Source organism: Albidovulum sp., assembly GCF_008933605.1.
Taxonomy (GTDB): domain Bacteria; phylum Pseudomonadota; class Alphaproteobacteria; order Rhodobacterales; family Rhodobacteraceae; genus Albidovulum.
Genome location: NZ_WBUS01000064.1, coordinates 1 through 18,902, shown reverse-complemented (window position 1 = coordinate 18,902; position 18,902 = coordinate 1). Strand labels below are relative to the sequence as shown.

Annotated in this window: 17 protein-coding genes; 4 read left to right on the top strand and 13 right to left on the bottom strand. The window is 69.1% G+C overall.

The window, feature by feature from the left end; all coding sequences use genetic code 11:
• The 4 genes from F9K34_RS10245 to F9K34_RS10230 all read right to left on the bottom strand — a co-directional run.
• Positions 1 to 344: GHMP family kinase ATP-binding protein (locus F9K34_RS10245; protein WP_436405730.1), on the bottom strand; the 344-nt coding region annotated here is incomplete at its 3' end.
• The gene (locus tag F9K34_RS10240; protein ID WP_436405729.1) at positions 334 to 2,049 is read right to left on the bottom strand and encodes a tetratricopeptide repeat protein; all 1,716 of its coding nucleotides are present in this window, start codon (positions 2,047 to 2,049) and stop codon (positions 334 to 336) included. The genes F9K34_RS10240 and F9K34_RS10245, both read right to left, overlap by 11 nt.
• Positions 2,050 to 2,146: 97 nt before the next feature.
• A complete protein-coding gene (locus tag F9K34_RS10235) occupies positions 2,147 to 3,796 on the bottom strand; it encodes an electron transfer flavoprotein-ubiquinone oxidoreductase (RefSeq protein WP_291336864.1) in 1,650 nt (549 codons plus the stop codon).
• A 128-nt stretch (positions 3,797 to 3,924) separates the two neighbouring features.
• A complete protein-coding gene (locus tag F9K34_RS10230) occupies positions 3,925 to 4,923 on the bottom strand; it encodes a phosphatase PAP2 family protein (RefSeq protein ID WP_291336863.1) in 999 nt (332 codons plus the stop codon).
• Between the two features lie 151 nt (positions 4,924 to 5,074).
• Between F9K34_RS10230 and greA the strand changes: the two genes are divergently transcribed.
• The gene (greA, locus tag F9K34_RS10225) at positions 5,075 to 5,545 is read left to right on the top strand and encodes a transcription elongation factor GreA (RefSeq protein ID WP_291336862.1); all 471 of its coding nucleotides are present in this window, start codon (positions 5,075 to 5,077) and stop codon (positions 5,543 to 5,545) included.
• Positions 5,546 to 5,569: 24 nt separating this feature from the next.
• On the top strand, positions 5,570 to 6,613 hold the full coding sequence (locus F9K34_RS10220; protein WP_291336861.1) for a hypothetical protein: 1,044 nt from the start codon (positions 5,570 to 5,572) through the stop codon (positions 6,611 to 6,613).
• Between the two features lie 13 nt (positions 6,614 to 6,626).
• Here the strand turns inward: F9K34_RS10220 and F9K34_RS10215 are convergent, their stop codons facing one another.
• The 5 genes from F9K34_RS10215 to F9K34_RS10195 form a co-directional block, all read right to left on the bottom strand.
• Complete coding sequence (locus F9K34_RS10215; RefSeq protein WP_291336860.1) at positions 6,627 to 7,259, bottom strand: hypothetical protein; 633 nt, start codon at positions 7,257 to 7,259, stop codon at positions 6,627 to 6,629.
• A gap of 22 nt (positions 7,260 to 7,281) precedes the next feature.
• Positions 7,282 to 7,416 carry an aa3-type cytochrome c oxidase subunit IV gene (locus tag F9K34_RS10210; protein ID WP_291336859.1) on the bottom strand — a complete coding sequence of 45 codons (135 nt, stop codon included), beginning with the start codon at positions 7,414 to 7,416 and terminating at the stop codon, positions 7,282 to 7,284.
• A gap of 112 nt (positions 7,417 to 7,528) precedes the next feature.
• Entirely contained in the window at positions 7,529 to 7,990 is a 462-nt protein-coding gene (locus tag F9K34_RS10205) for a DUF6173 family protein (protein WP_291336866.1), read from the bottom strand.
• The gene (locus F9K34_RS10200) at positions 7,987 to 9,030 is read right to left on the bottom strand and encodes an MBL fold metallo-hydrolase (protein ID WP_291336858.1); all 1,044 of its coding nucleotides are present in this window, start codon (positions 9,028 to 9,030) and stop codon (positions 7,987 to 7,989) included. Before F9K34_RS10200 ends, F9K34_RS10205 begins: the two co-directional genes overlap by 4 nt.
• Positions 9,027 to 10,718 (bottom strand): acyl-CoA dehydrogenase, encoded by a 1,692-nt coding sequence (locus tag F9K34_RS10195; protein WP_291336857.1) that lies wholly within the window; start codon positions 10,716 to 10,718, stop codon positions 9,027 to 9,029. The genes F9K34_RS10200 and F9K34_RS10195 overlap by 4 nt, the downstream gene beginning before the upstream one ends.
• Before the next feature lie 142 nt (positions 10,719 to 10,860).
• Here F9K34_RS10195 and F9K34_RS10190 point away from each other — a divergent pair, with 142 nt between their 5' ends.
• On the top strand, positions 10,861 to 11,805 hold the full coding sequence (locus F9K34_RS10190; RefSeq protein WP_291336856.1) for an L-threonylcarbamoyladenylate synthase: 945 nt from the start codon (positions 10,861 to 10,863) through the stop codon (positions 11,803 to 11,805).
• A gap of 13 nt (positions 11,806 to 11,818) precedes the next feature.
• Here the strand turns inward: F9K34_RS10190 and F9K34_RS10185 are convergent, their stop codons facing one another.
• Entirely contained in the window at positions 11,819 to 12,373 is a 555-nt protein-coding gene (locus F9K34_RS10185) for a YqgE/AlgH family protein (protein WP_291336855.1), read from the bottom strand.
• 138 nt (positions 12,374 to 12,511) lie between these two features.
• Here F9K34_RS10185 and F9K34_RS10180 point away from each other — a divergent pair, with 138 nt between their 5' ends.
• Complete coding sequence (locus tag F9K34_RS10180; protein WP_291336854.1) at positions 12,512 to 13,315, top strand: protein-disulfide reductase DsbD domain-containing protein; 804 nt, start codon at positions 12,512 to 12,514, stop codon at positions 13,313 to 13,315.
• A gap of 7 nt (positions 13,316 to 13,322) precedes the next feature.
• On the opposite strand, the gene F9K34_RS10175 is transcribed toward F9K34_RS10180, so the two are convergent.
• The 3 genes from F9K34_RS10175 to moaB form a co-directional block, all read right to left on the bottom strand.
• Positions 13,323 to 16,667: an efflux RND transporter permease subunit gene (locus tag F9K34_RS10175; protein ID WP_291336853.1), complete on the bottom strand. Its 3,345-nt coding sequence runs from the start codon at positions 16,665 to 16,667 to the stop codon at positions 13,323 to 13,325.
• A 4-nt stretch (positions 16,668 to 16,671) separates the two neighbouring features.
• Positions 16,672 to 18,153, bottom strand: coding sequence for an efflux RND transporter periplasmic adaptor subunit (locus F9K34_RS10170; RefSeq protein ID WP_291336852.1), 1,482 nt, complete (start codon positions 18,151 to 18,153; stop codon positions 16,672 to 16,674).
• Between the two features lie 97 nt (positions 18,154 to 18,250).
• Entirely contained in the window at positions 18,251 to 18,793 is a 543-nt protein-coding gene (gene moaB / locus F9K34_RS10165) for a molybdenum cofactor biosynthesis protein B (protein ID WP_291336851.1), read from the bottom strand.
• Positions 18,794 to 18,902 lie beyond the last annotated feature (109 nt).

The window sequence follows — 18,902 nt, the reverse complement described above, 5'->3', positions numbered from 1 at the left end:
TCCCAGAGCCGCGACAGCGCCCGGAGCGTCGCCGCCGCGTCGGCCGAGCCGCCCCCGATGCCGGAAGCCAAGGGCAGGATCTTTTCCAGCGTGATGGCGGCCCCGCGCCCCGGCGGGAAGGTGCGGGCGGCGCGGAGGACAAGGTTGTCCTCCCCCGCCGTCAGTCCGCTCCCCTCCGGCCCCGCGACGGCGAGCGTCAGCGCGACGGCCCGTTCCACCGTGACCAGGTCGCCCACGTCGGCGAAGACGACGAGGCTGTCGAGCAAGTGATAGCCGTCGGCCCGCTGACCGGTGACGTGCAGCGCCAGATTCAGCTTCGCGGCTGCGGTTTCCTCAATTGCCATTCTTGGTGACAGCAAGAGGTTCCGCGCCCTCTTCCTTCAGAACCACGTCGAGCCCGACCTCCAGTTTGCGGCGGATGCGCGTGGTCTCTTCCTCGGTGTCGGGCTCGAACGAGAGCGCCCGCTTCCACTGGAACTCCGCCTCGCGCGTGCGCCCGACGGCCCAGTAGATATCGCCGAGATGGTCGTTCACCACCGGATCGACCGGCATCAACTCGACCGCCTGTTCCAGGTGTCCCACTGCTTCCTCGTAGCGGCCGAGCCGGTAGAGCGCCCAGCCGAGACTGTCGACGATGGCGCCATCGTCCGGGCGCTCGGCGACGGCCTTCTCGATCATCGCCAGCGCCTCGTCATAATTCTCCTTCCGTTCGAGGTAGGAGTAGCCGAGGTAATTCAGCACGGCCGGCTGGTCGGGCCTCAGCTCCAGCGCCTTGCGAAAATCGGCCTCGGCTGCCGGCCAGTCCTTCGTCCGCTCGTGCGCGATACCGCGCGTGTAGTAGAGCACCCATTGCCCCGGCTCTTCGGTGGTGAAGGTCGCGAGGGCCTTGTCATAGGCGGCAGCGGACTCCTTGAAGCGTTCCTGCCGGCGCAGGATGTCGCCGAGCGCGCCCCAGATGTCAGACCGGTCCGGATGGTTGCGCGCCAGCTGTTCCAGCACTTCGATCCCGGCCTCGGTCCGCCCTGCCGCGATCAGCGCATCGGCGCGGCCGAGCTCGGCGGCGACATAGGCCGGATCCTCGCTCGGGATCTTCGCATAGGTGACGGTTGCGAGATCATGCTGGGCCTGCGCTTCCAGGAGTTCGGCCACGAGCAAGAGCATGTCGGCGTTGTCGGGCGCGAGGTATTCGGCCATGCGGGCATAGGCGAGCGTGTTGATGTCGGCGCTTTCGCCCTGGAGCGCGGAGGCGACGGTGAAAAAGACCTCGGCGAGCCCGTCGGTCGCATCGCGCACCATTTCGAAGGCGAGGGGCTTTCCGGCCGCGAGATCGGCCCTGACGGCGGCGAAGCGCGGATCGGGCATCTCGCCCAGCGTCTTGTCGATCAGCTCGACGGCTGCCGGATTGCGCTCAAGCTGGCTGAGGATCTCGGCATGGGCAAGGATGCCGCGCCGGGTCGCGCGGAGCGGCCCGCCCTCCTCGCCGGAGAAGATGCGGTCGGCGCCCTCGAAATCACCCACCGAGGCGAGCGCGAGGCCCTTGTGGTAGAGCCCGAAGGCCCGGCTGCCCTGCGCCCCGGCCACCTTGTCGAACGCGACCGTCGCGTCGGACATCTGGCCCTGCCCGACCAGCGCCCAGGCGCGGAAGAGGCCATCTACGAGGGCGCCGGCGCTGCGGCCCTTGTCGAGTTCGGCCAGCGCCCCGGCGAAGTCGCCGGCCTTCGCAAGGTCGGTGAGAACGACGAGGTCCGCGATCTGGCTTTTTGCCCCAAGGGTTTCGAGGGCGCGGGCGGGCGGCACGGCACGTTCCACCGCCCCGCGGCCGATCTGCGACACGATCGTGTCCTCGAGAAGGGCGGGATTGCCGGGATCGGCGGCGAGCGCACGGGTGTAGTAGTCGGCCGCCGCCACGTAGTCGGACTCCATGCTCGCCAGCCGGCCGGCAAGGTAGGGGCCGGACGCGCCGTCGAAGGCCATGGCCGGCAGCGACGCCGCGAGCCCGAAACCGATGAGGAGGGTAAGCTTGAGCGTGCGGGTCGTCACGGGGCGCATCCTTCGCTGGGGCCGCGAGAGCCTAAGCCGGGCGCCGTGCCAAGGCAATGCGGGGCGCCCCGCCGGACGTCCGTGCGCGCGGATTCTGCCGAAAATGTTACATGTTCGGATAGTTCGGGCCGTCGCCGCCCTGGGGGGTGGTCCAGTTGATGTTCTGGGACGGGTCCTTGATGTCGCAGGTCTTGCAGTGCACGCAGTTCTGGAAGTTGATCTGGAAGCGCGGGCCGCCCTCGCCCTCGATCACCTCGTAGACCCCCGCCGGGCAGTAGCGCTGCGCGGGCTCGGCGTATTTCGGCAGGTTCACCGCGATCGGCACGGAGGGGTCCTTCAGCCGCAGGTGGCAGGGCTGGCTTTCCTCGTGGTTGGTGAAGCTGAAGGCGACGTTGGTCAGCCGGTCGAACGAGAGCACGCCATCGGGCTTGGGATAGTCGATCTTAGGGAACTTCGCCGCCTCGCCCGTCGCGGCAGCATCCGACTTGCCGTGCCGGAGCGTGCCGAAGAGCGAGATGCCGAAGAGATTGTTCGTCCACATGTCGAGACCGCCGAAGACGAGGCTCGGGATCATCCCCCAGCGCGACCACATCGGCTTGACGTTCCTCACCCGCCTGAGGTCCTTCGCAATCGGGCCCGCGCGCAGGTCGGCCTCGTAGTCGGCCAGTTCGTCGCCCGACCGTCCGGCCTTGATCGCCGCCGCTGCCGCCTCGGCCGCGGCGATGCCCGAGAGCATCGCGTTGTGGTTGCCCTTGATCCTGGGCACGTTCACGAGCCCCGCCGAGCAGCCGAGGAGCGCCACCCCCGGCGCAACCAGCTTCGGGATCGACTGCCAGCCGCCCTCGCTGATCGCGCGGGCGCCATAGGCCACGCGCTTGCCGCCCTTCAGGAGCTCGGCCACCATCGGGTGGTGCTTGAAGCGCTGGAATTCCATGTAGGGATAGAGGTGCGGGTTCTCGTAGTTCAGGTGAACGACGAAGCCGACATAGACCTGGTTGTTCTCGAGGTGATAGATGAACGACCCGCCGCCCGCGTTCCGGCCCAGGGGCCAGCCCATCGTGTGCGTCACCGTGCCCTCGCGGTGCTTGGCGGGGTCGATCTCCCAGATCTCCTTCATGCCGAGGCCGAACTTCTGCGGGCAGTGGCCCTTCGAAAGCTCGTAGCGGGCGATCACCTCCTTGGCGAGCGAGCCGCGCACGCCTTCCGACAGCAGCACATACTTGCCGAGGAGTTCCATCCCCGGTTCATAGTTCGGTCCCGGCGTGCCGTCTGAGTTGACACCCATGACGCCGGCGACAACGCCCTTTACCTCGCCCTTGTCGCCATAGACGAGTTCGGAGGCCGCGAAGCCCGGGAAGATCTCCACCCCCAGCGCCTCGGCCTCCTGCGCAAGCCAGCGGCAGACATTGGCCATCGATACGATGTACTTGCCGTGGTTCGACATCAGCGGCGGCATCGGCCAGTTCGGGATGCGGATCTGGCCCGCCGGGCCGAGGATGTAGAAGTTGTCCTGCTTCACCTCGACGGTGACCGGCGCGCCCTTGTCCTTCCAGTCGGGAAGGAGAGCATCCAGACCCGAGGTGTCGAGCACCGCGCCGGAGAGGATGTGGGCGCCAACCTCGGAGCCCTTCTCCAGAACCACGACGTTCAGATCCGGATCGACCTGCTTCAGACGGATCGCCGCAGACAGGCCCGAAGGCCCCGCCCCCACGATGACAACGTCGTATTCCATCGACTCCCGGATCACGTCCGCCATCTCTCTCCCTTTCGCCGTTCTGTTCCGCCGCCCATGTCGGGACAGATCGTTAGCTTACCGGGGGAGAGGAGGCAACAACGACGCGGCGGACCGAGGGCCGGAAGCGGGCATTCGGTGCACCGGGGTCGTCACGGCACTGCCGGGCCTGCATTCGGAGGCAGTTGCACGGGCCCGGACGCGAAGGTGGCGGGCCGCGCCCGGCGCAGGGCCGCCCAGACCGCGGCCACGGCGAGGATCGAGAAATACCCGTCCACGGCGTAGTGATAGCCGGTATAGACCGACAGGAAGAGGATCGCCGCGACGAAGGCCCCTCCCGGCACCGCGAGCCACCACCGGCGTTCGGCGAGATAGAGCGCGATCATCGTCGCCACGGCGACATGGACGCTCGGAAAGGCCGAGATGCCCGAGCCGAGCGCCAGGCCGCGACGCTCGTAAGACGCCCAGAGGTAGTCCTGCACATCGGAAAGATTGTCCGCGGCCATCGGCGAGGCGGCGAGCGCGGCGGTCAGGTTCGCGAACCGGTCGCCACCGAGGAGCGCGTCGTAGAACACCGGCCCGACAGAGGCGCCGGCGACCGCGAGGACGGTGCCGAGAAGCACCCAGCAGGTGAAGAAGAGGACGATGAACCGCATCTGCCGCTCGCGGTCCCGATCGGTCAGCGCCAGGAAGACGACGAAACCGATTGCCGGAAAGAGCCAGACCTCGAGATAGAGCGGAAAGAGCCGCTCCACGGGAAAGGCGCCGGCCCAGCGGTGGGCGATGGTCCAGGGATCGACCCCGCCGTGAAGCCAGCGGTCGAACGCGGCCAGCGGCGGATCGGCGTAGAAGGGAACGAAGAACGGGATCGAGGATTTCACCAGCGAGAAGGTCGCCTGAAAGAGACTGCTTCCCGCGAGGGCATAGAAAAGGTTCCCGAGGTTCGCGGCAAGACCGCGCATCCCGATGAGGAACGGCAGGAGCAGCAGGACGGGAAGCGTCCACTTCCCGACGGAGAGGATCGCGGTCCCGAACTCGATCGTGGCAAGCCCCGCCTCGACCAGCAACTCGAATCCGACGTCGCGCACGAGCATTATGGCTGGGAGCGAGATCACGGCGTAGACGACGCAAAATCGGAAGAACAGTCTCACAATGTCACCGCGCCCGCGCCCCGGCCAAATCCCGCGACGTGCAGCGACCGCCGCCGCGCGCCTATTGACTTCCGAGTCATATCCCGGGTTTACAGCTAATGTTGCGCATTATCCGGGCATTTTCACGACCACGTTTCTCGTACAGGCGAAGATGGAAAAGATACCGATGACCCGCGCGGGACACACCGCGCTGGACCAGGAACTGAAGACGCTGAAGTCGGTCGAGCGGCCGGCCGTGATCCGGGCCATCGCCGAGGCACGGGAGCATGGGGACCTGTCGGAAAATGCCGAGTACCATGCGGCGCGCGAGCGGCAGAGCTTCGTCGAGGGCCGGATCAAGGAACTGGAGTCCATCCTGTCGCGCGCCGAGGTGATCGACCCGGCCACGCTCTCTGGCGCGATCAAGTTCGGCGCTACCGTGACGCTCGTGGACGAGGACAGCGACGAGGAGCGCACCTACCAGATCGTCGGCGAGTCCGAGGCGGATATCGAGAGGGGTCTTCTCAACATCCGCTCGCCGCTCGCGCGGGCGCTGATCGGAAAGGACGCGGGCGACAGCGTCGAGGTCCGCACGCCCGGAGGCGAGAAGAGTTACGAGGTCCTGAGCATCCGCTACGTCTGACCGGCGGGGCACGGAGGGGTGGAAATGTCGGACGGGCAGCAGTCGGACGGGGCCGGAGGCGACCGCAGCGGGTTCGGCCTCTACAGCCGGTCCTCCTCCGAAACTGCGGTCGGCCCGGCCGAGGTCATCGCCGGGGTGGTCAGCCTGATCTGGCTGGCGCTTGTCGGTGGCTTCTTTCTCTTCGCAGGGGACGGCGGCAGTGCGGGCGGGTCGCTCGGCGCGGTCATGGTGCTGGTGGCGATCTTCCTGCCGCTCGCGCTGATCTGGATCGCAGTCGTCACGCTCAGGACGGCGCGCGCGATGAAGGACGAGACGCAGCGGCTTCAGGCCGCCATCGACGCGATGCGCCACGCCTACGTCACCCAGGCGCAGGGGGGCCTCGCCAAGTCCTCGGTCGAGAAACGGCTGGAGGAGATCGCGGCCGCGGCCAAACAGGCCGAGACCGCCATCGCCACCTTCACCTCGCGGCGCGATGCCGATGCCGTCCAGGCATCGGCCGACCGCAAGGCCGCCTTCATTGCGCCGGCCGCGGCATTGGCGGCGGCCGACGAACAGCCGGCGCTCGCGCTCGGCACGCCCGCCGAATCCGAGGCCGCGCCGGTTTCCGTCGCCGATTTCATCCGTGCCTTGAACTTCCCCGACAGCGAGAACGACCGCGAGGGCTTCCGGGCTCTGCGCCGGGCGCTCGACGACCGCGGACTCGCCAAGCTCATCCGCGCCGCGCAGGACGCCCTGACCCTGCTCAGCCAGGATGGCATCTACATGGACGACCTGCGGCCGGACCGGGCCCGTCCGGAGATCTGGCGGCGCTTTGCCCAGGGCGAGCGGGGCAAGACCATCGCGGCCCTCGGCGGGGTCCGCGACCGCTCGAGCCTCGCGCTCACGGCCGGGAGGATGCGGCAGGACACGATCTTCCGCGACACCGTGCACCACTTCCTGCGGCTCTTCGACAGGACCTTCGCGGAGTTCGAGAAGAACGCGACCGATCAGGAGATCGCCTCGCTCGCGGAAACCCGCACCGCCCGCGCCTTCATGCTGCTCGGCCGCGTCACCGGGATCTTCGACTGACGCCCGTCGCCGCCTAGCGCGACGGCATCGTCGGTTCGATCGAGGCGCTCTGCTGGACCATCAGGACCCCCGAATGGTCATCGGGGTCGCCGTCCTCGTGCAGTTTCGTCTGCACGCCGGGCAGCTCGCCGAAGGCGTTCATGATCCGGTTCGGGAAGAACGTCTTCGGGATCGATTCGAAGCCCGGCAAGCCCTGGAGGATGTCGCTGACCGAGTTTCCGCAGAAGGCCTTGTTGACGGCGCCATAGGCCTCCGCCTTGCGGATGGCCGCCTCGGCCACGGCGGGCGACACATAGAGTTTCTGCGAGACGACATCGTAGGTCTCGCGCGCATGATAGTCGATGTAGAACTTCCGCATCTGCTCGGTGATGCCGTAGTGCAGGTCGTTCCGCTCGGGCACCCAGGGATGATGCCAGGTGCCGGCGGGGTCGAAGAGGACACGCTGGCTGCCGTCGATCATGATGCCGGAATGCGCGCCTTCGCCGCTCTTCTTGCGGACGACCGTGTAGAGCGTGATCGACGGCGGCTCGCCCGAGGCGAAGCGCGCGCGCGACACCGCTTCGTCGGGTGCCCAGACCGGCTCCGCGCCGCATCCGGCAAGGACGAGCGCAAGCGGCAGTGTCAGGCTGATGGCAAGCCGGCGCATGGCTATAGGGGTCCGGTTCAGGTCAGGCGTTGACGAGCGCCATGAAGATCAGCACGGCGATGATGAGAGCGACCGCCCAGATCGTGAAACGCACGAAGCCGGCAAAGGTCTTTTCCTGCGCCCGGATATCCATGCTGCCCGGTTTGTGTTCGGCCATCGTCTCGCTCCTGATCCCGCGTTTCAGCCCGAATAGCCGATTCATCCGCCCCTGTCACGACCCCGGCGCGGCGGCACGGCGCCCGCTGGTGCAAATCCGACACCCGTCCTGATCACGACTTGCCGAGGTCGGCAGCCAGCCGGAAGCCGATCCGCCGCGGCTCCTCCACCTCCGCCGCCTTGGGAAGCGCGCGGAGCATGACGTTGAGCTGCGAGACATGCTGGATGAGCTGTGTCCGCGCGCCGTCCTCGTCGCGGCCGTAGAAGGTCACGATGTCGGGGTCGAAGTATCCGATACCCTCGATCTGCAGCACACCGACGTCGCCGCCGGTGAAGCCCATCGCCACCTCGTGCTTGTCGTCGAGCTGGGTCTCGAAGTTCTGGATGTAGAGGATCAGCCGTTCGTAGGCCCATTGCGCCGGGCTCTTCGCCTCCAGCGGCTCGGCGGCCACCGCCTCCGGCAGGGGACACATCTCGGCCGTTTTCGGCGCGTCGGGTGCAGTGTGGGCGACCCGCGCCCGGGGCAGGGCCGAAGCCTCGTGCACCTCGGCCGAGGTGCGGATTTCGTCGGTCAGGTCACGGCCCGCCACATCCACGCTCCGTTCGCATCGAGCTCCCGCTCCGCCCGCCCACGGTGCATAAGATGGTTGAGATGTGCAACCGCCTCCACCAGCGCGAGGCCGTATTCCGCCTCTCCGATCGGCCGCTTGAAAAGCGGGAGGAAGCATTCCGCGGCCGTGCGCGGCAGGGTCAGGTGATCCACAAGCCGGTCGAGCGCGCCGCGGTGGTTCTCGATCATCTGGACCAGGCGCAGCGGCAGTCCGGTAAACGGGAGCTTGTGGCCCGGAAGGACGAAATGTTCGGGACGGGCGACATGCTGGAACGCGGCGCAACTGTCCAGCCACTCGCCCACCGGATCGGCCAGGGGTTCGCTGGCGTAGACGCCGAGGTTGGCCGAGATCGAGGGCAGGAGCTGGTCGCCGCCGAGGACGAGCGGCGCGCCCTCGTCCCAGAGCGTCGCATGTTCCGGCGCGTGGCCATGCCCCACCCGCACGATCCAGTCGCGCCCGCCGGCGCGGAGCCGGGACCCCTCGGCGATCCTGGTGTATCCGAGCGGCATGGGTGCCACCACGTCGCAGAAGTTGAAGGGACGTTCGGCGGCCCGGCGCGTGAGCAGATCGGACGTCATCCCGGCGCGGCGCCAGAAGTCCAACGTCTCGGCCGCGGGCAGGGGATGTTCATCAAGTGTGAGCATCCGCGCGAAAAGCCAGGAGGTCCGGGTGGTCACCAGTTCGGCCCCCCGCGCCTGAAACCATCCGGCAAGGCCGACGTGATCGGGGTGATAGTGGGTCACGACCACCCGGCGCACCGGGCGCCCCGCGAGCGGGCCGGAAAGCACCGCCTCCCAGATCGCGCGGGCCTTCCGCGTGTCGAGCCCGGTATCGACGAGGGTCCAGCCGTCTCCGTCGTCAAGCGCGAAGACATTCACGTGATCGAGCGCCATGGGCAGCGGCAGGCGCAGCCAGAGAACGCCCTCGGCAACCTCGATGGCGCCGCCAGGCGCCGGCGGCTCGGCGAAGGGATAGCGGATCCCGTCGTCGGCCGCGCCTGTCACGATGCCAGCGCCTCCGAGGTCAGGTCGAAGAGCGCCCCGGTGCCGTCCTTCGCCTCGGCAAGGCAGGCCGCGTATTGCGGCAGCAGCCGGTCGATATGGACCCGCGCCAGCGCACTGCGCAGGCCCGTCCCGCCTTCTGCCAGCGCCGCGCGCAGGTGGAAATGCGCGCCGAGGACGCGGGCAAAGGCCCTGAGATAGGGCACGGCGCCGGCGAAGCGGTCCGGCATGGCACGGCCTGCCATCGCCTCCGTCGCCTCGCGCAGCGTCTCGGCCGCGGACCAGACGGCGCCGGCGAGGTCGGGCAGGCACGCCCGCGCCGCCTCCGCCCCCGCCTCGATCTCTTCGAGGAGCCGGTAGGCGGCCTCGCCCCCGTCCATCATCTTGCGGCCGACGAGGTCCATCGCCTGGATGCCGTTCGTGCCCTCGTAGATCGCCGTCACCCGCACGTCGCGCCAGAACTGGGCGACGCCCGTTTCCTCGACATAGCCCATGCCGCCATGCACCTGCATCGCCGTCGAGGAGACGTCGCATCCCACGTCCGTGCCGTAGGCCTTGGCGATGGGGGTGAGGAACGCCGCGCGGGCGCGCCAGTCGTCCTCGCCCGTCGCCTGCGCCATGTCGGTCGCCACCGCGCAGGCCAGCGCGATGGCGCGCGCGGCGAAGACTTCCGCCCGCATCGTGGCGAGCATCCGGCGCACATCGGGATGGTCGATGATCGGCCCCATTTGGCGCCGGTCGGCGGCGTAGGCGACGGCGGCCTGGCAGGCGGCCTCGGCGACGCCCACGCCCTGCACGCCGACGGCAAGGCGGGCGTTGTTCATCATGGTGAACATCGCTGCCATGCCGCCCTGCTCGGCGCCGACGAGCCAGCCGGTCGCGCGGTCGTACTCCATCACGCAGGTCGGCGAGCCGTGCAGGCCGAGCTTGTGTTCCAGGCTGACGACAGTCACGCCGTTCTTCACGCCGGGCTTGCCGTTCGCGTCGGGGATGAATTTCGGCACCAGGAAAAGGCTGATCCCCTTGGTGCCTGCCGGCGCGCCGGGCAGGCGGGCGAGGACGAGGTGGCAGACGTTCTCCGTCATGTCGCAGTCGCCCCAGGAGATGAAGATCTTCTGCCCGGTCACCGCGAAGGTCCCGTCGCCGTTCGGTTCCGCCCTAGTCCTCAGCGCGCCGACGTCGCTGCCCGCCTGCGGCTCCGTCAGGTTCATCGTGCCCGACCATTCGCCCGAGATGAGCTTGGGCAGGTAGAGCGCCTTCAGCTCCGCGCTGGCGTGATGGTCGAGGGCCTCGACCTGTCCCTGGGTCAGCAGGGGGTTGAGCCCGAGCGCGAGGCAGGCGCCCGACATCATGTCGTGCAAGGCCATGTTCAGCGCCTGCGGCAGGCCCATGCCGCCATGTTCCAGCGGCGCGCTGACGCCGACCCAGCCGCCCTCCGCGATCTGGCGGAAGGCCTCGGCAAAACCGGGGGTGGAGCGGACGGTGCCATTCTCCAGCCGCGCCGGATGAAGATCGCCCGCGCGTTGCAGCGGGGCCATGACCGTGTCGCAAAGGCGCGCCGCCTCCGTCAGGATCGCCTCGACGAGATCGGGGGTCGCCTCGGCGTAGCGGTCCGTCGCGGCGACCGGGGCAAGCGGCACGACCTGGTCGAGGATGAAGCGGATGTCGTCCAGGGGCGCGCGGTAGGGCATCGTTTCCTCCTCGTCGCCTTGGCAAGTCCGGCCCCGGCGCGTATGTCACGTGTTCCGGGGACATGATTGCCGCAAGGTCATGCCCCTTCAACCGGGACGCTGCGTCACGGGGACGCTGCGGCAACGAGTCGGGGAGCGTGCGGTGACCGAGATCCTCAAGGCCGACGCGGCGGGGCTGGCGCGGGCGGCGGGCCTTCTTGCCAACGCGGCTCTCGTGGCCTTTCCGACCGAGACGGTCTACGGCCTCGGCGGCGACGCGCGCTCGGACCTTGCGGTCGCGCGGATTTTCGAGGCCAAGGGGCGGCCCCGGTTCAACCCGCTCATCGTCCATGTGGCCGACATGGCCATGGCCCGAAGCGTCGCCCTGTTCGACGCCCGGGCCGAGAAGGTGGCGCAGACATTCTGGCCGGGGCCACTGACGCTCGTCCTGCCGTTGCGGCCAGAGGCGGCACTATCCGAGCTCGTCACCGCGGGCCTTTCCACAGTCGCGGTGCGGATGCCGGAGCATCCCGTGGCGCGCGCGCTGCTCTCGGCCTTCGGCGGGCCTGTCGCCGCGCCTTCGGCCAACCCATCCGGGAAGGTCAGCCCAACCCGCGCGGAACACGTCCTGGCCGGCCTTTCCGGGCGCATCGCGGCGGTGGTCAATGGCGGGCCTTGCGCGGTCGGGGTGGAATCCACGATCCTCGGGCTTGCCGACGGCCCCGAACTCCTGCGACCGGGCGGAATCCCGGCGGAGGCGCTGGAGGCTTGCCTCGGTGCGCCGCTGCCGACGGGAGGAGATGCCACCAGGCCCAGCGCGCCCGGGCAACTGGCCTCTCACTACGCACCCTCAGCACCGATACGGCTGGAAGCGACCGGCCGCGAGCCGCGGGAATTCTGGATCGGTTTCGGACCCGAGGCGCGGGGTGCCGACCTCAACCTTTCCTCCACCGGCGATCTCATCGAAGCGGCGGCGAACCTCTTCCACTTCCTGCGCGAGGCCGACGCCCGCGCGACGGGGACGATCGCGGTTTCACCGATTCCGGAGCGCGGGTTGGGCCGGGCGATCAACGACAGGTTGCGCCGCGCCGCGGCGCCGCGCCATTGACCCGTCCGAAGGATCAGGCGCGCCCCGCCGCCGATGACAGGGTCAGCGGATCGACGCCGATCGTCTTCAGCGCGCGGGTCCATTTCTCGCCATCGCGGCTGGAGAAGACCAGATCGGGCGCCGCCTCGCAGGTCAGCCAGCCATTGCGCAAGATCTCGTCCTCAAGCTGCCCCGGCCCCCAGCCGGCATAGCCGAGGGCAAGGAGCGACGCGGAGGGTCCGCGCCCCGCCGCGATCGCCTCGAGGATGTCCAGCGTCGCCGTCATGCCGAAGCGGTCATCGACCTTGAGGGTGGTGCCGGTGCCGGCGTAGTCGCCCGAATGCAGGACGAAACCGCGCGAATGTTCCACCGGTCCGCCGAAATGGACCCTGATGTCGCGCGAGCGGTCGCTGCGCTGGATGCCAAGCTGCTCGGCGAGGCGGTCGAAGGTCAGACCGCCGGCCGGCTTGTTGACAATGAGCCCCATCGCGCCGTCCTCGGAATGGGCGCAGAGGAAAACGACGCTGTGCTCGAAGCGGGGATCGCCCATACCGGGCATCGCGATCAGAAGCTTGCCATTGAGGTTCATCGCATGGCCTCCTGACCCGAATGTCGGGTGAGTCCCGGGGCGATGCAAGGGGTGGCCGTCCCCGGCTCGGTGCAAAACTCTTCGTGAGTTGCTGCCTTGCCGCTTCCAATCCGCTGCGGCTCGCCTACCTTGTGCCGCATGAGATTTCCTGCCGCCTGCCCTCTTGCGCTTCTCGCTTTCGCCGCACCCGTCCTCGCGCAGGAGGTGCCGGCGAACGTCGTGTCGGCCACCATTCGTGAAGGCTGGCAGACCGAGGCCGGAACCCAGATGGCGGCATTGGAGCTTCGTCTCGCACCGGGCTGGAAGACCTACTGGCGTGCCCCGGGCGAGGGCGGGATCCCGCCCGAGTTCGACTGGTCGGGCTCCTCCAACATCGGCGCACTCTCCTTCCACTGGCCGAAACCCGAAGTCTTCGAGCTCAATGGCATGCGCAGCTTCGGCTACCACGAGTCGCTCGTCCTGCCGATCGAGTTCCGCCCCGCCGAGGCGGGACAGCCCGTGCATATCGAGGCGGAAATCGACCTCGGCGTCTGCAACGAGATCTGCGTGCCGATGACCGTGGCGGTCGCGGCCGACCTCGCCCCCGGTGGAGCGCCCGATCCGGTGATCCGCGCCGCGCTTGCGGAAATGCCGGAAAGCGCGACGGAGGCGGGCCTGACCGCGGCGCGGTGCGAGGCGGAGCCGATCCGGGACGGGCTGAGACTGACGTCGCGGCTCGCGCTGCCGCGTCTCGGTCCGGATGAGATCGCGGTGGTGGAACTCGCCGACCGGAGCGTCTGGGTCTCGCCGGCCGAGACGCGCCGCAACGGCGACGAACTCAGCGCCACGGCCGACCTCGTTCCGGCCGATGCAAGGCCCTTCGCGCTCGACCGCTCGGCGGTCCGCATCACCCTGTTCGGAAGCGGCGGCCGCGTCGTCGAAGTCCAGGGCTGCGCAGGCTGATGGCGTCTCAGCCGCGGGCGGCGCGGCCAACGCGCCGCGCGGCGACACCCCAGACCAGAACAAGCGCGGCCGCAGAAGCCGCGGCATAGGTCAGTAAGGCAGCGACATAGCCCTCACCCGCCAGAAGTGCCGGCCCCAGGAGGGCCGCGAACAACACCGCAAGAATCGCCACGGCCGCCCGCAGGTACCCCCGCACGGGACCCCGCCGGGCGCCGCGGCGGAAGGCGGCAAGCCGGCGGGCGACATCGGCCTGCATGACCAGAAGGGCGGGCACGACGAGCAGCACGAGCAGCATGCCGAAGCCGAGGCCGTAGCAGAGCGTCACCACCGTGGGTTTCAGGAACTGGGCCTGACGGGAGGTCTCGAACAGCAGCGGCGCGAGCCCGATCACGGTCGTGGCGGTCGTCAGGAAAACTGCCCTCAGCCGGTCGGCCACGGCGTCGATGACCGCGGGGATGAGCGGACGCCGGACCGCGTACTCGTCCACGGTGCTGACGAGCACGATGGCGTCGTTGACGATGATCCCGGACATGCCGATGAGGCCCACGACCGAGAACATCGACATCGGCAGGTCCCAGACGGCATGGCCGTAGATCGCGCCGATCAGGCCGAAGGGGATGACCGCCATGACGACGACTGGCCGCGTCCAGCTCGAGAAGATCCACGCAAGGATGACGTAGATTCCCACGAGAGCCGCGGCGAAGCCGATGGTCGCCTCGCTGAGGAAGGTGTCCTCCTGTTCGCTGAGGCCGGCTACGGTGTAGCTGACGCCGTGTTTCGCGGCGATTTCCGGCAGGATGTCGCGGTTGAGCGTGTCGAGGATCGCGGCCACGCGTTCGGGGTCGTCCTCGGCGATGTCGCCGGTCACACTCACGACGCGGTCGCCCCCCTCCCGCCGAATGCGGGAAAAGCCGCTCTTTGGTTCCACCGTGACAATGTCGGCAAGCGGCACATAGGCGCCCTCGGGCGTCCGCATCAGCATCCGGTCGAGGAAATCGGCGGTGATCTCGCCTGACGCCAGCTCGACCGTCACGTCGACCGTTCGGGTCCCCTCCGGGAAGCTCGCCGCAGTGATGCCATTGAGCCGGGCCCGCAGTTCCCGGCCAAGCTCGTCGACCGTAAAGCCGAGCGCGCGCCCCTGCGGGGTGAGATCAAGGATGAGTTCGTCCTTGTCGTAGGGCAGCGAATCCTCGAGCGCCGAGACCTCGGGAAAGGGTGCAAGCGCGTGCTTCAGGTCCTCGGCGGCAGATTTCAGAACCGTGGCCTCCGGCCCGGAGAGCTGCACGTCAAGCGCATCGCCTCCGGGGCCATGGCGCCAGCCGCGGAAGGACAGCTCTTCAAGGAAGGGATGGTGCGGCGCGGCTTCCTGCAGAGCGGTGACGAATTCCGAACTGGTCCAGGGCCTGAGGTCGGGATCGACGAGTTCGACCGAGATCGAGCCGAGGAGGTCGCGATCCTTGCCCTGCGCGCTTTCGAGCGGACGGAAGGCATTGGAGCCGACCTGCGCGATGACGTAGCTCAGGGGCTCGACCCCGTAGTGTTCGCGGAAACCGGCAGCGACCTTTTCGGTCGCGTGCTGCAGGCCGCGCATGACCTCCAGCGTGTCCTCGCGCGTCGCGCCGGCGAGCATCGTGAAGTTGCCGGTGATGGAGGCCTGCTCGGGCGAGGAGAAGAACTGCCAGCGCACCTCGCCCTTGAGGAAGAGACCGCCCGCATAGGCCAGGAGCGCGAGGGCCCCGGCGAGAACCGGGTAGCGCGCGACGATGACGCCGGCCACGAGCGGCCGCATCACCTTGTCGCGGACCCATGCGAAACCCCGGTTCACCACCCGGCTCGGCGCGTCGTACCACCGCCGGCGCCCGGCCGAGGTCAGCGCATGGGCCATGTGGTTGGGCAGGATCAGAAACGCTTCGAGAAGCGAGGCGGCAAGAACCACGGCGACCGTGAAGGGAATGTCGCGGATCATCTCTCCGAAGCGCCCGGTGATCGCCATGAGACCGAGGAAGGCGACGATGGTCGTCGCCGTCGAGGAGAAGACCGGCGCCGCCATGCGCCGCACCGCCGTCTCGGCTGCGACGAAGGGTGCCTCGCCCAGCCGCCGGAAGCGGAAGTCGGCGTGCTCGCCCACCACGATGGCGTCATCGACGACGATCCCCGTGGTCAGGATCAGCGCGAAGATGGAGATCATGTTCAGCGTGAGCCCGAAGAGATGCATCATCGCCACGGCCGCGAGCATCGCCACCGGGATGCCGGCCGCGACCCAGAGCGCGGTGCGCGCGTTGAGGAAGAGAAAGAGCATCGCCAGCACGAGGCCGAGACCCATCAGCCCGTTGGCGATGAGGATCTCGAGCCGGGCGATGATGTCCTGCGAGCGGACGCGCGTCAGGTCGATGGTGACGCCCTTCGGCAGACCGGGGCGCATCTCTTCGGCGACCTGTTCCACCTTGCGCTGGATCTCGATCGCGTCGCCGTCGGCCGAGCGGTCGGCGCGAAGCGCGATCGCGGGATTGTCGCCCACGAAATAGGCCTGCTTGCCGGTGCCGCCGGTGTCGGTGATCACCGCAACTTCGCCAAGCGTCAGCGAGGTTCCGTCAGGCTTCGACTTGAGTACGATCTGCCGCAGCGCCTCGGGCGTACGCCGCTCCGATCCGGCCCTGAGCCGGGCCGCGCCGCTGGCGATGGAACCGGCTGGGTCGGCCGCCGTCTCGGACGCGATGCGGGCCGAGATGTCTGACAGCGTCAGGTCGTGGCGCATGAGTTCGGCCATCGGCAGCTCGACGGTGATCTCGGGCGCGGCGAGTCCCTCGATCGTCGCTCGCGTCACGCCGGCCTGATAGAGCCGGTCGAGAAACTCGTCGGCGATGCGCAGAAGCTGGTCGGGCGACACCGGGCCGGTGACCACCATGTCCGTCACCCGGTCGCGCCAGCCATTGCGCTTGATGACCGGCTGATCGATGTCGTCGGGCAGGTTCGTCACGCCGGCGACGGCGGTTTCCACTTCGCTCACCGCGCGACTCATGTCCCAGCCCGGCTCGAAATCGAGCGTGACCTCGCCGAAGCCTTCGCGCGAGATGGCCAGGCTGTCGGTGACGCCCTCGACGGCGAGGAGCCCGGGCAGAAGGAGCTGGATCACCCCCCGGTCGACATCCTCGGCGCCGGCATCGTCCCAGGTGACGGCGACGTTGACCTGCTGGACGACGACGTCGGGGAAGTACTGCGCGCGCATCTGCGGCAGGGCCGCAAGTCCCGCCGCCAGAAAGAGCGCGAGCACGAGGTTCGCCGCCGTGGCATGGCGCGTGAAGTAGGACAGGATACCGCCCGCCGCCGCCAGCCGGTCGTGCCGCGCGGCCATGGGCTCAGCCCCCCATCCGGGCTTCAAGCCGGTCCACGACCTCGCTCGGGACGCGGGACTGGCGCAGCCGGGCCAGGACCTCGGCCTTCGCGGACTCGGACATGGCCGCGCTGTCCTCGACAAAGGCGATGAGCGCGGCGCGCCGTTCGGGCGAGAGTTCGACGAAGGCGACCGGGCCGCCCGACGTGACGTCCTCCGAGCCGGAAAGGCCCGATTCCTGGTCGCGCACCGGCCGCACGAGGATCCCCCCGCCGAGGAGCGCCGTCCGCTCGACCACGATCTCGCGCCCGGCGAGCGCGCCCACGCGCAGGATCACCGCGTCGCCCTGTCGGCGAAGGATCTCGGCCGGTACCGCGTCCAGCCTGTCGCCCTCGCCGAGGACGAGCACGGTGCCGTCGGTGCCGAGGGCCTGCGCCGGCACGAGCGCGACGCCTTCGATGGGCGGCTCGGCAACTTCCAGCGTCACGAAATCGCCCGGCCGGAAGCCCAGGGCTTGGTCGAGCGTGGCGAACACCAGCCGGCCGCTCAGCCCCGCACCCACAGCCGCATCGACGCGCGCAAGCCGGCCCGCAGCCTCCAGCCGGCCGCCGGGCACGTCGAGCGCCGCGGTCACGGGCAGCGGGCGCAGTTGCCCGGCCTCGTCGATCAGCCGCGCGAATTGCGCGGTGGAAAGCCGGACCGCGACTTCGAGCGCCGTCGGGTCGATGAGTTCGCCGAGCTTCTCGCCATTGGCGACAAGCCCGCCGGCCACGGCCGTGATGCCGGACAGCACCCCGGAAAAGCCGGCGCGGAGTTCGGTGTCGGCCAGCCGCCGCTCGGCCTCGGCCAGTGTCAACCGCGCCGCGTCGATGGCGGCGGCGGCCTTGTCGGTCCGCGCCTCGGCCAGGGCCACGGCCTGCCGCCGCGAGACGACACCCTGGCTGGCGCTGGACATCGCGAGTTCCGCCGCCTCCATGTCCGCCGCCATGCCGAGACCGCGCGTGCCGAGTTGCTTCTGCCGGTCGAGCGCCTGCGCCCTGAGCGCCCGCTGCTCCTCGGCCGCGGCCAGATCGTCCCGCGCGAGCACGAGCGCGCGGGCAGAGTCGCGCGCCTCGACCTCGGCCTGGCGGAGCTGGGTCTCGGCGATGTCGCGCGCGGATTGCGCGTCCGCGGGGTCGATGCGCACCAGAAGCTGGCCCGCGGCGACGGCGGTTCCGTCGGCGAATTCGGGCGCGAGTTCCACTATTTCCCCGGCCGAGGCCGACCGCAGTTCCAGCCGCCGGCTCGCGCGGACCTCGCCGTAGGCCGTCATCACCGGCGCGATACGTCCGGGCCTCAGCGTCATCACCCGCGCCGTGAAGGCGCGTTCCTCGGCCGGCTTCGCGGGCGGCGGGGGGGCGGTGCTGATCTCGATCGCCGTCTTCAACTCCATCGCACCGATGGCCAGAAGGGCCAGCGTCAGCGCGGCAAGGAAGAGGCCGACAAGGCTGCGGGTCAGAAAACGCATGAAATCCGTCTGGTTAGCGCCCTCCGATCATCCTACCCCCGCGGGCCGGCTGCTCCAAGCGCGAAAGCGTGACCACACGGGGGTGTTAACGGCGGCGTCACTTGCGGCGCAGGTGTTCGTCGAGCCGTGGCATGATTTCCACGAAATTGCAGGGGCGGTGGCGATAATCGAGCTGCCATTTCAGGATCTCGTCCCAGGCGTCCTTGCAGGCGCCGGGACTGCCCGGCAGGGCAAAGAGATAGGTCCCGCCCGCGACCCCGCCCGTGGCCCTGCTCTGCACCGCCGAGGTGCCGATCTTCTGCATCGAGACGATCGTAAAGACCGTCGCGAAGGCCTCGATCTCCTTCTCGTAGACCTCGCGGTGGGCCTCGACCGTGACGTCGCGCCCGGTCAGCCCCGTGCCGCCGGTCGAGATGATCACGTCCACGCCCCGGTCGGCGATCCAGGCGCGCAGTTGTGCCGCCACGAGGTCGCGTTCGTCCTGCACGATCTTGCGGTCGGCAAGGATATGTCCCGCTTCGGTCAACCGCTGGACGAGCGTGTCGCCCGACCGGTCTTCGGCAAGCGAGCGGGTATCCGAGACCGTCAAGACGGCGATGCGGACGGGGATGAAGGTCTTCGTGTCGTCGATGCGGCTCATGTGCGGCTGTCCCAGGCGAGTTTGGCGGCCAGAAGCCCGAAGACCGAGGCGGAGGCAAGGCGCAGCCCGCGCTCGACCCGCAGGTCGCGCGCCATCGCCCGGCCCAACC